This window comes from Bacillus massilinigeriensis (assembly GCF_900117315.1).
GTDB lineage: Bacteria > Bacillota > Bacilli > Bacillales > Cytobacillaceae > Bacillus_BE > Bacillus_BE massilionigeriensis.
In genome coordinates, this window is sequence record NZ_LT630337.1 from 181,181 (window position 1) to 196,094 (window position 14,914).

The 14,914-nt window shown below is 36.5% G+C and carries 15 protein-coding genes and 1 pseudogene; 13 read left to right on the forward strand and 3 right to left on the reverse strand.

Annotated features, from left to right (window positions below; all coding sequences use genetic code 11):
* Positions 1-218: 218 nt before the first annotated feature.
* The 5 genes and pseudogenes from BQ6100_RS00905 to arr form a co-directional block, all read left to right on the forward strand.
* Positions 219-969: pseudogene (locus tag BQ6100_RS00905) on the forward strand (MFS transporter); the annotation flags it as partial.
* 128 nt (positions 970-1,097) lie between these two features.
* A complete protein-coding gene (gene msr(D) / locus BQ6100_RS00910; protein ID WP_075979959.1) occupies positions 1,098-2,561 on the forward strand; it encodes an ABC-F type ribosomal protection protein Msr(D) in 1,464 nt (487 codons plus the stop codon).
* A gap of 228 nt (positions 2,562-2,789) precedes the next feature.
* Entirely contained in the window at positions 2,790-3,629 is an 840-nt protein-coding gene (locus BQ6100_RS00915) for a nucleotidyltransferase domain-containing protein (RefSeq protein ID WP_075979960.1), read from the forward strand.
* Positions 3,626-4,264, forward strand: coding sequence for a Vat family streptogramin A O-acetyltransferase (locus BQ6100_RS00920; protein ID WP_075979961.1), 639 nt, complete (start codon positions 3,626-3,628; stop codon positions 4,262-4,264). Before BQ6100_RS00915 ends, BQ6100_RS00920 begins: the two co-directional genes overlap by 4 nt.
* A 621-nt stretch (positions 4,265-4,885) precedes the next feature.
* Positions 4,886-5,299: an NAD(+)--rifampin ADP-ribosyltransferase gene (gene arr / locus BQ6100_RS21945; protein WP_390622428.1), complete on the forward strand. Its 414-nt coding sequence runs from the start codon at positions 4,886-4,888 to the stop codon at positions 5,297-5,299.
* 163 nt (positions 5,300-5,462) lie between these two features.
* On the opposite strand, the gene BQ6100_RS21780 is transcribed toward arr, so the two are convergent.
* Entirely contained in the window at positions 5,463-5,591 is a 129-nt protein-coding gene (locus BQ6100_RS21780; protein ID WP_261798565.1) for a hypothetical protein, read from the reverse strand.
* A gap of 135 nt (positions 5,592-5,726) precedes the next feature.
* On the opposite strand from BQ6100_RS21780, the gene BQ6100_RS00930 reads away from it, so the two are divergent.
* The 4 genes from BQ6100_RS00930 (at position 5,727) to BQ6100_RS00945 (ending at position 7,367) form a co-directional block, all read left to right on the forward strand.
* Complete coding sequence (locus BQ6100_RS00930; protein WP_075979963.1) at positions 5,727-6,047, forward strand: PadR family transcriptional regulator; 321 nt, start codon at positions 5,727-5,729, stop codon at positions 6,045-6,047.
* Positions 6,048-6,052: 5 nt separating this feature from the next.
* A complete protein-coding gene (locus BQ6100_RS00935; protein WP_075979964.1) occupies positions 6,053-6,337 on the forward strand; it encodes a DUF2812 domain-containing protein in 285 nt (94 codons plus the stop codon).
* Positions 6,338-6,380: 43 nt separating this feature from the next.
* Positions 6,381-6,566: a hypothetical protein gene (locus BQ6100_RS21080; protein WP_141770124.1), complete on the forward strand. Its 186-nt coding sequence runs from the start codon at positions 6,381-6,383 to the stop codon at positions 6,564-6,566.
* Positions 6,567-6,662: 96 nt separating this feature from the next.
* Positions 6,663-7,367 carry a B3/B4 domain-containing protein gene (locus tag BQ6100_RS00945; protein WP_075979966.1) on the forward strand — a complete coding sequence of 235 codons (705 nt, stop codon included), beginning with the start codon at positions 6,663-6,665 and terminating at the stop codon, positions 7,365-7,367.
* A gap of 301 nt (positions 7,368-7,668) precedes the next feature.
* On the opposite strand, the gene BQ6100_RS00950 is transcribed toward BQ6100_RS00945, so the two are convergent.
* On the reverse strand, positions 7,669-8,688 hold the full coding sequence (locus BQ6100_RS00950; protein ID WP_075979967.1) for a DUF2804 domain-containing protein: 1,020 nt from the start codon (positions 8,686-8,688) through the stop codon (positions 7,669-7,671).
* 145 nt (positions 8,689-8,833) lie between these two features.
* On the opposite strand from BQ6100_RS00950, the gene BQ6100_RS00955 reads away from it, so the two are divergent.
* The 4 genes from BQ6100_RS00955 (at position 8,834) to BQ6100_RS00970 (ending at position 13,768) form a co-directional block, all read left to right on the forward strand.
* Entirely contained in the window at positions 8,834-9,400 is a 567-nt protein-coding gene (locus tag BQ6100_RS00955) for a DUF4256 domain-containing protein (protein ID WP_075979968.1), read from the forward strand.
* Between the two features lie 346 nt (positions 9,401-9,746).
* Positions 9,747-11,825 (forward strand): DUF4179 domain-containing protein, encoded by a 2,079-nt coding sequence (locus BQ6100_RS00960; protein ID WP_075979969.1) that lies wholly within the window; start codon positions 9,747-9,749, stop codon positions 11,823-11,825.
* 99 nt (positions 11,826-11,924) lie between these two features.
* Positions 11,925-12,911, forward strand: coding sequence for a sugar-binding transcriptional regulator (locus BQ6100_RS00965; protein WP_075979970.1), 987 nt, complete (start codon positions 11,925-11,927; stop codon positions 12,909-12,911).
* A gap of 176 nt (positions 12,912-13,087) precedes the next feature.
* Positions 13,088-13,768, forward strand: a complete 681-nt coding sequence (locus BQ6100_RS00970; protein ID WP_075979971.1) for a fructose-6-phosphate aldolase — start codon at positions 13,088-13,090, stop codon at positions 13,766-13,768.
* A 192-nt stretch (positions 13,769-13,960) separates the two neighbouring features.
* Here the strand turns inward: BQ6100_RS00970 and BQ6100_RS00975 are convergent, their stop codons facing one another.
* A complete protein-coding gene (locus tag BQ6100_RS00975; protein WP_075979972.1) occupies positions 13,961-14,860 on the reverse strand; it encodes a glycyl-radical enzyme activating protein in 900 nt (299 codons plus the stop codon).
* Positions 14,861-14,914 lie beyond the last annotated feature (54 nt).

The window sequence follows — 14,914 nt, forward strand, 5'->3', positions numbered from 1 at the left end:
GTGCTTATTTATACGATATTGAGCATTCATTAGTTGCGGTGAGGATATAGTTTATCTAACTATACCTTTATTTAACTATGTTTTTAATATGAATGTTTCCAAATTGTATGTATGCAGACCAAAAGCCACATTGTGGATTTAGGCCTGCATTTTTTATTGCCTAGAATGCTATTCAAAATAGAAATTCAAGCAAAATAATTATGCAGGAGAAAATATAAATGGAAAAATACAGAAATTGGAAACTTGAGTTTTATACAATATGGGCAGGGCAGGCAGTATCATTAATCACTAGTGCCATCCTGCAAATGGCGATTATATTTTACCTTACAGAAAAAACAGGATCTGCGATGGTCTTGTCTATGGCTTCACTAGTAGGTTTTTTTACCCTATGCGGTCTTTGGACCTGCCATTGGGGTGCTAGTGGATCGTCATGATAGGAAGAAGATAATGATTGGTGCTGATTTAATTATCGCAGCAGCTGGGGCAGTGCTTGCTATTGTTGCATTGTATATGGAGCTACCTGTCTGGATGGTTATGGTAGTATTGTTTATCCGTAGCATTGGAACAGCTTTTCATATCCTAGCAATCAATGCGATTACGCCACTTTTAGTATCAGAAGAACAGCTGACAAAATGCGCAGGCTATAGTCAGTCTTTGCAGTCTATAAGCTATATTGTTAGTCCGGCAGTTGCAGCACTCCTATACTCCGTTTGGGATTTAAATGCTATTATTGCCATCGATGTATTGGGTGCTGTGATTGCATCTATTACGGTAGCAATTGTACGTATTCCTAAGCTGGGTGATCAAATGTAAAGTTTGGAACCAAATTTCATAAGAGAAATGAAAGAAGGAATTGTCGTACTGAGACAAAACATAGGATTATTTGCCTTATTGCTCTTAGGAACACTATATAGTTTTGTTTATATGCCAATTAATGCAATGTTTCCTTTGATCAGCATGGAATACTTTAAAACAAAATTCATAGGAGGGCCATTTTTATGTATTTAATTTTCATGTAATTCTTCCTGCTAAAGTCGTAGGGTTTTCCCTGCGTACAAGCAAATGAAAACATGCGATTATAGACAGGAGGAAATGTTATGGAATTGATATTAAAAGCAAAAGACATTCGTGTGGAATTAAAAGGACGCACTTGTTTAGATATAGATGAATTAGAAGTATATGATTATGACCGTATTGGTTTAGTAGGAGCAAATGGTTCAGGAAAAAGCACTTTACTCAAGGTGCTTTTAGGAGAATTAACTCCCCCAGGATGCAAAATGAATTGTTTGGGTGAACTTGCTTATATCCCTCAGTTAGAAGAAGTACATTTACAGGAGGAAAAAGATTATGCACTTGTAGGCAAGCTCGGTGTTGAGCAATTAGATATACAGACCATGAGCGGTGGTGAAGAAACAAGGCTTAAAATAGCACAGGCTTTATCAGCACAGGTTCATGGTATTTTAGCAGATGAACCTACGAGCCATTTAGACCGCGAAGGAATTGATTTTCTAATTGGTCAGCTAAAATATTATACAGGTGCACTGTTAGTTATTAGCCATGACCGCTATTTTCTTGATGAAATAGTAGATAAAATATGGGAACTGAAAGATGGCAAAATCACTGAGTATTGGGGAAACTATTCTGATTATCTTCGTCAGAAAGAGGAAGAACGCAAGAGTCAGGCTGCAGAATACGAACAATTTATTGCGGAACGGGCCCGATTGGAAAGGGCTGCGGAGGAAAAGCGAAAACAGGCTCGTAAAATTGAACAGAAGGCAAAGGGTGCTCCAAAGAAAAAAAGTACTGAAGGGGGAGGGCGTTTAGCTCATCAAAAATCAACGGGAAGTAAGGAAAAAAAGTTGCATAATGCCGCTAGGTCGCTCGAGCATAGGATTGCAGCCTTAGGAAATGTAGAAGCTCCAGAAGACACTCGCAGGATTCGTTTTAGGCAAAGTAAAGCATTGGAGCTCCACAATCCATATCCTATTGTCGGTACGGAAATTAATAAAATAGTTGGAGATAAGGTATTGTTTGAAAATGCATCTTTTCAAATTCCTCTTGGAGCAAAAGTGGCTGTAACTGGTGGTAATGGAACAGGAAAAACAACTTTAATCCAAATGATCTTAAACCATGAAGATGGAATTTCTACTTCACCTAAGGCAAAAATAGGATACTTTGCACAAAATGGATACAAGTACAACAGCAATCAGAAAGTCATAGAGTTTATACAGGAGGATTGTGATTACAATGTTTCAGAAATTCGTTCAGTGCTAGCATCAATGGGGTTTAAGCAAAACGATATTGAAAAAAGCTTATCTGTTTTAAGCGGCGGGGAAATTATTAAATTGTTGCTAGCTAAAATGCTTATGGGTAGATATAACATCCTACTAATGGATGAACCGAGCAACTTCCTTGACATACCAAGCTTAGAGGCTTTGGAAATATTAATGAAGGAGTATGCTGGAACTATAGTGTTTATCACCCATGACAAAAGGTTACTCGAAAATGTGGCTGATGTGATATATGAAATCAAAGATAAGAAATTAAACTTAGTCCGATAATTTTTTTACTTTTCATATGATAAATTGTAAGTGGCTAGTGAAAGAGATTAAGGATTTTATCTAAACACTAAGTAGGTTAGACAACTAACCAGGGGAAATAAGGCCTTCAAAGTGAATTTTGAAGGCCCCTTTCCATAGAAATAGACGTAAAGCATTAGGAACATTTTGCAAAAAAGGGTATTTCTCAGTATGAGGTATAGCTTTTGATATTGAAAGGAGTGATTCAGTATGATAGATAATATTATTCAATCAGTGACAGAAAAATTATCTTCTTTGCCTTGCATAGAAGGCATTGTATTAGGGGGCTCACGTGCAAGAGGCACTTATACAGAGGATTCTGATATAGATATCGGAATCTATTACAATTCAGAATCATTTGACCTGACAGCGATTAACCAAATTGCTACAGAGTTGGATGATGAGGATAGAAACAACCTTGTTGTACCTCCCGGATCATGGGGTGATTGGGTTAATGGTGGCGGATGGTTAGTTATAAACGGGCGTCATGTTGACTTGATTTTACGTGATATAAAACGGGTAGAACAAATAATCAAAGATACGGAGCAAGGAATTGTTACTGCCAATTATCAGACCGGGCATCCCCATGGTTATATAAGTGCTATGTATCGTGGAGAATTGGCAATCTGCAAGATACAATATGCTAAGGATGAAAAATTTTATGAGGTTAAAAGGCAAGCAGAGCGTTATCCAGCCGCTTTGCAGAAAGGATTAACTGAGTTTTTTATGTTTGAGGCAGGTTTCTCTTTAATGTTTGCTGAGAACAATATAGATAAAGATGATGTATCTTATGTTTGCGGACATTGCTTTCGAAGCATATCTTCCCTTAATCAAGTCTTATTTGCAGTAAATAAAGAATACTGTATAAATGAAAAAAAGGCTGTCAAGATGATTGAAGATTTTAAGATCAAGCCAAGCGATTACAAAGAAAGGGTCAATAAGGTTATTTCCTTAATATCAACTGATGTAGATTGCACAAATAAAGGAATAGAGATTCTTCAAAGACTAGTAAATGAGGTTGAATACCTGAAAGGAGCCCATATTCAATGACGGGGCCAGATAAGAAAAAGCTTTATCCGAATGAAAATATAAAGACGGTTTGCTATATAAGTAATCTACCTAAAAGACCAAATGTTGAGATTGGTGAATACACTTATTACAGCGATAATAATAAGTCTCCTGAGAAATTTTATGATAATATAGAGCACCACTACGAATTTCTTGGCGATAAACTCATTATAGGCAAGTTTTGTGCAATGGCAGAGGGTGTTAAGTTTATCATGAATGGTGCTAATCATAGAATGGATGGAATTACAACCTATCCCTTTAATATCTTTGGCTGTGGATGGGAAAAAGTGACTCCTACAATAGAACAACTTCCTTTTAAGGGTGACACAGTGATTGGCAATGATGTGTGGATAGGTCAAAATGTAACCATAATGCCAGGTGTTAAAATTGGAGATGGTGCGATTATTGCTACTAACTCAACAGTAGTAAAAAGTGTTGAACCCTATTCAATATGTGGTGGGAATCCAGCTAAGTTTATCAAAAAACGCTTTAGTGATGAAAAGATTGAATTCTTGCTAAAGCTTCAATGGTGGAATTGGAGCGAAGAGGAAATATTTAATAATCTTGAAATGTTAACATCCGAAGCAGGGTTAGAGCAATTAATGAACAATCCATAGACTCGTGGCCTCTCTACTACGGCACAAAAAGGTGAGTAACTTCACTGATAATATGTATAAAATGGCAAATATAGACTGTTTGTTAAAGGTCGATATGTTCCCGTCTACCGATAGTACGAAAAACGTAATGGATATGTTCCCGAGAACAGATATACTCAAATGACATTTGAATACCTTTTGAAATATTTCAAAGATACTTTGGAGAAATCCAGTGGCATTTCAATCTACAGAAATGAATAGCTATGGAAAGAATGAATGAATCAATTTATTTGGAGGCAAGATTAGTTGAATATGAAATTTAATCCAAACAATGTTGTTATTAAACTCTGTGTGAGTGGGTTGGAGTTGGAGGATAGTGGAAACATTGAGGATGCGCTCACAATGTTTCATAAAGCATGGAACGAAGCAACGGATGACTATGAAAGATTTATTGCAGCATATCATTTAGCTCGTCAGCAAAAGAGTATTGCAGAAGAATTAAAATGGATGGAAACATCTCTACAGTGTGCGCTAAAAATAAATGATGAAAATGTTAAGAGTGCATACCCAACATTATATTCAAACATCGCCAAATGTTATGAGGAGTTGGGTGATTCTAAGAATGCAAAAAGAAATGATGAATTGTCAAACTCATCTAAGGGTGCACCTTCTGATGTAGGACCGTTTTACCATGGGACAAAGGCAGATTTGAAGGTTGGTGATTTACTAGTAGCGGGAGGAAATTCAAATTACAAACCTGGGCTCAAAATGAACCACATTTATTTCACTGCTAATGTCAATGGTGCAGGACTTGCAGCAGCCTTAGCAAAAGGAGAAGGAAGAGAACGCATTTATATAATAGAACCAACAGGTGATTTTGAAAACGACCCAAATGTTACTGACAAGAAATTCCCCGGTAACTTAACACGTTCTTATCGCTCAAAGGAACCTTTAAGAATTATTGGTGAAGTAAATGAGTGGACGAAACTTTCAACTACTGAGCGACGTGAATGGAACGAAAAATCAGCTAAAAACAAAGGTGAAATTATTAACTAAATATATAGAAGGTCTATATGTTCCCACCTACCGACACGGCCAAAAAGGCATAGATATGTTGTCCGAAAACGAACCGTTTTAAATACATTAATGCTGCCCAGCCAATCCATTTGGAGACAGATTGTTTGATGTCTAATAATTAATGACTGGAAAGGATTTTATTTTATCCTCCTGTGCCATGTGGAGATGGTGTGTCAGTTGGAGAAAATATAGGAATAGAAGCTCTTGGAATGGCGTTGCTGCTGTTTCCAAGAGCTTTTTTCTGCAGTTTGGATGTATTTAATAAGCCCATGCTACTAGATAATATTAAAATATGTCGTTTTTTAGTAAAGGTATGGAACTTTCGCAAATATTAATATTATTGTTGCAATGTATATCCATCATTGATATAATACACTATATCAATGATGGATATAAGGAGGGAATTATGGCAAAGGCAAGCCCATTTGAAACTGGGGAACTAACTGATAGCATTTTTTTGATACTTTTGGCGACGCTTAAACCAATTCATGGGTACAGGATAATGCAACAAATTATGGACATGACAGATGGTAAGGTTGAGATTGGTCCTGCAACCATGTATACGACCCTCAAGAAGCTAAAGGGTGCTGGGTGGATTTTGGATATTGGTGAAGAGGATGCAAAGATTCTGTATGAAGTCACGGAAGAAGGACGAAAGATCTTAAAAAGGAACTTTGATTATCGTAAGAATTTGATAACGATTGCAGAAAAAGTGCTTTGGAGGTAAAGGCAATGGCTAAATATAAAATGTGCGGTGGTTTGGCAATGATGCCTAATCGTGATATGAGGCTTTTGAAAGACATGAGTAAAAGAGGTTGGCACCTAGTTGAGTTGAAAGGTATTTTTTATCGCTTTGAAGAAGGTGAACCTTGCGATTATGATTATACATTAAACACTGAGATGGAAGTCGAAAAGGACATGCTATCATATTATGAAGCTAGTGGCTGGAGTCCAGTGGTTATAGGCCCTGGCCATCAGATTTTTAGAGCGAAGGAAGGAACTAAACCCCATCTTTAGTGATAGGGAATCAGAAGAGGATGTTCTTCAAAGAAATCAGAAGATGAGCGGTAAGTGGGCGAGTATCTTTGGAATTCTGCTTATCGTATGGTTTCTTGCAACAAATGTAATTGATTTGGGATTTATTACAGTTTTGGTCATGATGGCACTTATTATTTGTTTTATCTTTACGTTTTTTCCGTATATGGGATTTAGCAGGTCATTGAGAAGGTTACGTAACAATAACTGAAAAAATCGAAGACGGTTCTCTGCTTCCTGCTCTTGATTTGGAAGCAGAGAACCGTCCCCAAGCTTCCTTATGAATACTGAAATGGAGAGATATTTTATGCCTAAATTTATCATTGAAGAAGATTTTTGGTTGTTATTCCCTCATGCAAAAATCGGCATTGTGACTTGTCAGGGGATTGATAATTCAATAAGGGACGTTGAAATCTACGAGAAGCTATTGGAGGAAGCAGAGAAAGAAGCAGATAAATTCTTTAATGCAGAGGAATTTAGTAGAAATCCGGTCATATCTGTTTGGCGAGAGGCATTTAAACAATTTAAAACGAAGAAAGGGGCAAGATGTTCCATTGAAGCCCTATTAAAAAGAGTGAAAAACGGCAATCATATCGGAACAATTAATCCGCTTGTAGATATATATAATACCATTTCAATGCGTTATGGACTTCCATGTGGTGGGGAGGATATCGACACTTTTGTAGGTGATATTCGACTAACGAAGGCAGATGGTCATGAAGCCTTTCTTCCATTGGGAAGTGATGAAAATGCTTCGCCATATGAAGGAGAGATTGTTTATAAAGATGATGTCGGGGCCATATGCCGATGTTGGAATTGGCGAGAAGCACAGAGGACGATGCTAACGGAAAATACAAAAAACGCGTTCCTTTGTATTGAATTAATCGATGAATCAAGAATCGATGAGTTTCAAATGGCGCTTAAAGAATTGGCTGAACTAGTGTCACAATATCTTGGAGGTATTGTAAAGATGGAAATGCTAGATATTAATAATCGGGAAATGACTATCTAAGGTGAAGGGGAAATTAGTTAATAAGAACTCAATGATAAAGATATTGATTTTGTAAATTTTTTAATAAAAGTATTAACGGAACTAGTGTCCGTAAAGATAATACGAAAATGACAGATTAGAAGAAACTAATGTTGTAAGTAAGGAAGATGGTTTTTCCTTTCACTAAAATGGCATGAACTAACCGGAAGTAATATATGATTAAGGGTAATTAAAAGGCTATTTTATGAAAGAATTAGTTTGCAAGTATTAGTCCAAATATAGGGAAGTAAGGTCTAAACCCTTGCTTCCCCTCTTTACATTTTCACCACTTTGCCATGTGATCCTCTGCCCAGCCAAGCATGCTATTAATTTTTATCTCTTCACCTTCATCAGTTACTACCACACCATCAAAGTGACCAATCATCTGATGTACACTGGATTGAATGATGAGGGCATTTGTCGTTGCAATCCTCTCAAATAAGGGGGTAAAGACCAGAGAGATACGGTTGGAATCCTGCGTTCTTAACATCCAGGGGTTCATATAATTTTGTGTATCATAATCCCACATAATGTTGTCATGAATCTTATGTAATCGGCCATCAATGATGAGGCCATTCTCATTTTGACCAGTACCATCTGTCCATTTACCACCAAAGTTAAGACCAACACTTCTATTATTCATGAGACCACTTGCTGATGCCCAGTTCCAGGTGGTACGATATTTCCATATTCCTCGGCCAAAATCAAGGCATCCAAAGGCTTCCTTAGCATTAAACTTATATTCAACTTCACCCCAAATGATTTCTCCAGTGGCTGGTATAGCAGGTTGTTTGGATGTAAATTGATATCGCTTTTTACTCCATGGGACAACAACATTTAGGGATTCATAATCCTTTGGCCTTGTTAAATGAATTTCTGCTTTCATCGCCTTTCCTTTTTCGCCAAAGTTCTGACATTGGACATGAATTGTCGTCTTATTTCCCACCTCTTTAAAATGGATAGTCATTTCTTTTCCTTCAAATGAGATGGATTCGGAAACACCAGTTGGCATATGAACATTTTTTCCAAAGGGAACTAGAGTTGTTTTTTCATAGAAATTAAGAGTCTTTAAATCAAGAAGATAGACAAACATAACAGCAGCATAATCAATATGTGAGATTGTTGCTGAAAATAGTACTTCGGGGGTAGTAACGCACCAGTAATTCCATTTTTTCTTGCGAAGAAAGCTTCCTTTTACATTACAGTCTATTAAAGGTTGGCGTGCCCATCCAATGCAATCTTCGTTTAAGAGACCATTATTGAGGCTGAGCTTAACTGTTTTGGTAAGTTCACGTGGAGGCATCCTACATTTTCCCTTCTGTCATTAGATTATATTTTCAAGGTTTATCCATTTTTATTATAACATCCCCACGAATATGTATTTTGTTATCAATTATTGTAGAAAATCATAAATATTAAGTTTTGAAAGGAAAACGAGGAGGTAATGTATGACAAATGAAAAAAGGGAGTTGTCACTTGAACAACGAGAAGAAATACTCAATACATTGAAAGTCCGTTTTGGGAAAAACATGAATCTCCACGAGGGGCTTGAATGGAATAAAGTACAAGTAAAGCTAGAAGGTAATGTAGAAAAACTGTGGTCACTTAATGAGATGGAACGAACTGGTGGTGAACCAGATGTCATTAGTTATGATGAAAAGGCAGACGAATATATTTTTTGTGATTGTTCAGTGGAAAGCCCAAAAGGTCGCAGAAGCGTTTGCTACGATCGTGAAGCATTGGAGTCAAGGAAAGAACACAAACCTAAAAACAGCGCTATGGACATGGCTGCTGATATGGGGATTGAGATTTTAACTGAAGAACAATATCGCGAGTTGCAAAGCCTTGGGAATTTCGATAATAAAACATCAAGCTGGGTGAAAACACCTGAAAGGATTAGAAAACTAGGTGGGGCCATCTTTTGTGATCGTCGCTATGACACAGTCTTTGTATATCATAATGGAGCGGAATCCTACTATGCTGCTAGGGGCTTCCGTGGATTGCTAAGGGTGTGAGTATACTTTGCTTGAAGGTGGCTTAATCCTGATGAGGAGAGAATTATTGTGAAAAGTTTTCCTTTTCCTGAGTTAGTATCTATACTAGCTCTTTTTTTTGATGTTTTTTTAAAAAAATTGTTTGTGTTCATCACCCGTACACCATACTTCTATTCGAACTTTCATAAAAAGTTACTCTCTAAGATTAAGAAAAATAACTAAAGGACGGTAAAGTAATAAATATTTAGAAAAGTATGTGAACCAAGTTATAATAGGGTTAATAGATTTTAGACAAGTAGAATGATTAGAATCATAAATGCAAAATTCTATTAAGTTCAAAAGAGAATGAAAAAGGGGGGACATATTTATGATCCCAGCAAAAATAGACACCATTCCAGCTCCTTTGAAAAAAGATAATAGTATGGAATCCATCACAAATTGGTTCGATCAGCATAAACATTCATTTTATATGCTTGGTTGGTCGTATCTTTCCAACCAACAGCAAATGGAAGAACTTTTTTACCGCTCTATTATAAAGGTTCATAAGGAAATGCCTCGATTAAAAGGTGATATTTCATTCGAAACCTGGGTTACATCCATTTTCATACATAACTGCCGGGAAATAGGTGGGGATAGAGGTTTACAAGCCTCAGAGGAAAATGAAACACGTCCGGATTTATTTAATGCATTTGATCAATTGGAAGAGTTCGAGAAGGAAGCAATAATCCTTAAATATGTTAAAAGACTATCTCAGGAGGAAGTGGCGCATCTTCTTCAGGTTTCAGTGGAAAAGGTGAAGGAACTCTTGTTTTCCGGAATTCAATCACTTAGAGAGGAATGGGGGCACGAGTCACCCTTTCATGGATGTAAGGAGTATCATAGGGATTACATCGATTACTTAGAAAGAACACTGGAACGTTCAAAGAAGATTGATTTTGAAAAACATATTTATCACTGTCAGAATTGCCAGAGGGACTTGGGCACCTTTCAGGATGTCATGTTAACCTTGTTAAATTTTACTGAAGAGATAGAGGATTTCCATATACCCTCTGGGTTCATGGAGAATGTCAAGGCTAGGTTGGCAGAAAAGGAAAAACAAAGACAACAGAAGAATAGAAAACGGAAAAGAATCGGTCTTGTTTTTGTTTTTGTTTTCGCTTTGTTAATAGGAGTAGAATATTTTACTAAGACATTTACTGGTTACTACTATGCATGGACAGAAGAAAATCCGGAATTGCAAGCCTATTATAAACAGGGTCTTGGTGAAAGGTTGAAACTCGAAGCGGAAAGCGCTGGGGTGAAAATCAAAATTAAGAGTGCGATTGCTGATGATGTTCAGACGCTAATTTTTTATGAAATAGAAGATACAAAACAAAACAATCAATATTTCATGAATTTTGATGTTGGAGTATCTGTAGAGAACCAATATGACATCATGAACCTTGCAAGATATCCAAGGTATTATCCTCCTGACCTTGATTCGGAAGTAAATAACAAGGAAAAATCTGTGTATCATGGGAAGATAAGTTTGCCTCCAATCACAGAGGATAATGGAACCATCAAGCTGAAGATTACAAAGCTTCAGAGATTAATTCGCGATACCTCTGATAGGAATGTTATAAATACTTACGAAAACATAGATTATGAAACAGGAGAGTGGGATTTCAAGATTCCTGTAACAAAGCAGCCTTCCGTCGAATATGCATTGGAGGGGGAAACTAAAGTTGATGGGATCCCGGTTCGATTTGAGAAGCTAACCATCGCTCCAACAGTGACCATACTGCAATATGGTATTAATATCGAACAACCAAAGAACCGGATTGATTTTCTTAATTTTGATAATCTAAAAGTGAACGATAAAAAATTGAAAGTTGATTTATATGGCGGCAATTATTCGGATACTCAACAAGATGCGAATTGGAATTCCTTTCAAGTTCACTTTGGTCCACTTTATGGAGAAAAGCCAAAAGAGGTATACGCACAATTAGACTCTGTTCATTTAGCATTTGATGACCCTAGAAATATTAAATTAGATCCTTCTCAGAAATATCCTCAAACCTTTGAATATGCAGGTACTACCATCTCTATTGACAAAGTAGAAGTTGGACAGCCAAGTAATGTGGTCATAAGCAATCATGAAATTGAGGGCAGAGCCTATGAGTCACTTCAATTTCACATTGTGGGTGAGGATGAATATGACTCAATTTCTATGGAGATGGATACAGAAGGAATGATTATTGATAGACATGGAAATAAATACGACATGAATGAAGTCATTGTTCCTTATGAAGAAATCGAGCAGCCCCGTTATTTCTTTACCGTTCATACTATGAGATTACACAGTGACAACGGAGAAGAGAAAGTGGTTCCTAAAAGACTTGAGATTTATGGATATAATACAACGAAATATTTGGATGATGTTGTGAAGATTTCGTTGAAAAAATAATGAAGCATGGGGACGGTTCTTTGCTTCCTGCTTGTGCTTCTCGAAGCAGAGAACCGTCCCCATGCTTCCAAAAATATTTATTTGATTAGGAGAATAGCCATGCAGGAAGGCAAAAGGAAGCTTTTAGCTAAGGTTGCGTATCTTTACTATATTGAAGATAAGAATCAAAATGAGATAGCAAAAGAATTAAATATATACAGAACAACCATTAGTCGAATGTTAAAACAAGCGAGAGACGAGGGAATTGTGACAATAGAGATTCATGATTATGATCCCGCTGTGTTCTCATTAGAATTGTATTTAAAGGAAAAATTTGACCTAAAGGATATCGTTATTTGTCCAAGTAGTTATGAAGGAACTGAAGAGGAGAAGGAAGAGAATGTAGCTGAAGAAGCTGCAAGCTACTTAAAAAGAATCATCAAAAAGAATGATGTAGTCGGAGTATCATGGGGTTCTACATTAAGAAAAATGATTGGAAAAATACAAAGAGTCAAGATGACAGATGCCACTTTCGTTCCACTGGCAGGAGGACCAAGCCATGTCCATTCCCTATACCATGTCAATACCATTGTGTATGATTTGGCCAGGCACTTTAACGGGAAAAGTATTTTCATCAATGCAACAGTGGTACAAGAAACAAAGGAGCTTCGAGATGGGATTATGAACTCTAAATATTTCGAGGAGATTAAGAATTATTGGGAAAACCTTGATGTTGCCTTAGTCGGGATAGGTGGTCCCCTTTCAGCAAAATCAAGTGAATGGAGAGATTTACTAACAAATGAAGATCGCGAGGAACTAAAGCTACGGGAGGCCATTGGAGATTGCTGCTGCCAATTTATCGACCAGGATGGAAAAATATTGAAGGGCAATCTATATAATCGGACAGTAAGCGTACGTTTAGAACAATTGAAAGAGACACCTTATTCCATCGGGGTAGCAAGGGGCAAGCAAAAGAGCCGTTCCATATTAGCCATGCTAAAGAAACAGTATATTAATGTATTGATTACAGATGAGGAAACAGCCCTTGAAATATTAAAGGTCGCAAAGGACTCAAATTGGAGGAGATTTGCGGATAAAGTCCAATAATGATCAAAAATGCTTATTAGATAAATTTTGCAACAAATGTGCAAAATAAAAAATGTTATCTTCTAAAAGCCAGGTGCTGTAAGGCACTTGTAATTATCTTTGCTTCAGAACGTACAAAAGGAATCTCCGAATGCTACTATTACATTACATCAAAGAAAAAAAGGAGTTTGGTAGTCATGGAATTCTTATTAGATACAGCAAATTTAAATGAAATAAAAAAATACAGTGAAATTGTCCCTTTAGCAGGAGTGACATCAAATCCTTCAATCGTAAAAAAAGAAGGAAATATTGACTTCTTTAAACACATGAAAGAAATCCGTTCCATTATTGGACAAGAATGCTCATTACATGTTCAGGTGGTTGCACAGGATTTTGAAGGAATGATGAAGGATGCTCAAACTATTTTAGAAAATATAGATAAAGACGTTTATATCAAAGTGCCAACAAATGCAGAAGGATTGAAAGTAATTCAAGCATTGAAAAAGCAAGGGGTAAATGTTACAGCTACTGCTATATATACAAAATTTCAAGCATACTTAGCTATTGCTGCAGGTGCTGATTACATTGCACCATACTTTAATCGTATGGAAAACTTAAATATCGATCCTCGTGAAGCCATTACAGCAATGGCAAAGGAAATTGAGCGAACGAATAGCTCTACCAAAATACTAGCAGCAAGCTTTAAAAATGTCTCCCAGGTAAATACTGCATGTGAATGTGGTGCACAAGCAGCTACAATGGGCGTTGATGTGATTAAAAGTGCTCTATCAATGCCTTCAATTCAAAAAGCAGTAGATGACTTTACTAGTGATTGGGAAGCCATTTATGGAGTAGATACAAAAATATCTGATTTGTAATATAAACAAAAAGGTGTTGCCTGACTTCGAAAAATCCGTTTTCCATTAATGGGATAGCGGATTTTTTGAAGTTCTAATGGACTTATCATGAATAGAGTAATAAAAAAGTCTCCAATCAGAATGTATTTGGCGGTTTCAAATCGACAGTAAATATTGATAGGAGACTTTCTATATTTAACTTTTATTGGAGGATTAGAAGTAACAATCAAATCCATTTTCAAGAAAGACTTGCTGATAATCAAGTAAATCTTCCTCATGTAATTGTGGTACACCTTGAAAGGCATAATCTTTGTGTAATAGCTCATATTTTTTTTGTCCAAATTGGTGGAAGGGTAAAAGATTTACTTTATTTGCACCAACTGTATTAAGAAGCTCGCAAAATCCTCGTGCATCTTCTAATGTTGAGTTAATGGAAGGGATAACAGGAATCCGTATAATTACATTTTTCCCTTTTACTATTGCAATTTTTAAGTTTTCAATAATTACATCATTATATACCCCGGTGGCTTCATGATGTTTTTGTCTGTCGTAGTGTTTCATATCAAATAATATTAAATCGACATCATCTATAAAGCTCGAAAAAATTTTATTTGTTGTGCACCCAGTTGTTTCGATAGCAGTATGAATATTTTTTTCTTTTAATGATTGTAATAGCTCCTTTGCAAATATATGCTGCTGTAATACCTCGCCGCCAGATAGTGTGACACCTCCACCAGATTCCTCATAAAAATCGATGTCCTTTAATACCTCGTTAACGACTTCTGAAACAGTTAAGTACTTTCCTTCGATTTTCATAGCACCATCCGGACATGACTTTGCATCTTTTACGTAAAGATCATATTCGTTTGGATTAATCTCAAAACAGCCGCTATCTGTTGTTGTTTTTTCATTAAAATCAGATAGAAAACACTGGTCTTTTGGACATTTTGATTTATCATATAACACTTGCACTTTATTGCTTTGTGACTCAGGATTCGAACACCATAAGCATCGAAGCGGACATCCTTTAAAAAATACAACCGTCCTTATTCCTGGACCGTCATGGATACTATATTTTTGGATATTAAATATCGTAGCTGTCTTTTCCTCCATAAGTGGCACCTTCTAAACTATTTTGTATGCCTTTATTTTAGCATCAGGTCTATA

Excerpts from the sequence above, each read along its gene's own strand:
- BQ6100_RS00915 (WP_075979960.1), top strand. The coding sequence starts at position 2,790 with ATGATAGATAATATTATTCAATCAGTGACAGAAAAATTATCTTCTTTG.
- BQ6100_RS00920 (WP_075979961.1), top strand. The coding sequence starts at position 3,626 with ATGACGGGGCCAGATAAGAAAAAGCTTTATCCGAATGAAAATATAAAG.
- BQ6100_RS21780 (WP_261798565.1), bottom strand. The coding sequence starts at position 5,591 with ATGGGCTTATTAAATACATCCAAACTGCAGAAAAAAGCTCTTGGAAAC.
- BQ6100_RS00930 (WP_075979963.1), top strand. The coding sequence starts at position 5,727 with ATGGCAAAGGCAAGCCCATTTGAAACTGGGGAACTAACTGATAGCATT.
- BQ6100_RS00935 (WP_075979964.1), top strand. The coding sequence starts at position 6,053 with ATGGCTAAATATAAAATGTGCGGTGGTTTGGCAATGATGCCTAATCGT.
- BQ6100_RS21080 (WP_141770124.1), top strand. The coding sequence starts at position 6,381 with ATGAGCGGTAAGTGGGCGAGTATCTTTGGAATTCTGCTTATCGTATGG.
- BQ6100_RS00945 (WP_075979966.1), top strand. The coding sequence starts at position 6,663 with ATGCCTAAATTTATCATTGAAGAAGATTTTTGGTTGTTATTCCCTCAT.
- BQ6100_RS00950 (WP_075979967.1), bottom strand. The coding sequence starts at position 8,688 with ATGCCTCCACGTGAACTTACCAAAACAGTTAAGCTCAGCCTCAATAAT.
- BQ6100_RS00955 (WP_075979968.1), top strand. The coding sequence starts at position 8,834 with ATGACAAATGAAAAAAGGGAGTTGTCACTTGAACAACGAGAAGAAATA.
- BQ6100_RS00960 (WP_075979969.1), top strand. The coding sequence starts at position 9,747 with ATGATCCCAGCAAAAATAGACACCATTCCAGCTCCTTTGAAAAAAGAT.
- BQ6100_RS00965 (WP_075979970.1), top strand. The coding sequence starts at position 11,925 with ATGCAGGAAGGCAAAAGGAAGCTTTTAGCTAAGGTTGCGTATCTTTAC.
- BQ6100_RS00970 (WP_075979971.1), top strand. The coding sequence starts at position 13,088 with ATGGAATTCTTATTAGATACAGCAAATTTAAATGAAATAAAAAAATAC.
- BQ6100_RS00975 (WP_075979972.1), bottom strand. The coding sequence starts at position 14,860 with ATGGAGGAAAAGACAGCTACGATATTTAATATCCAAAAATATAGTATC.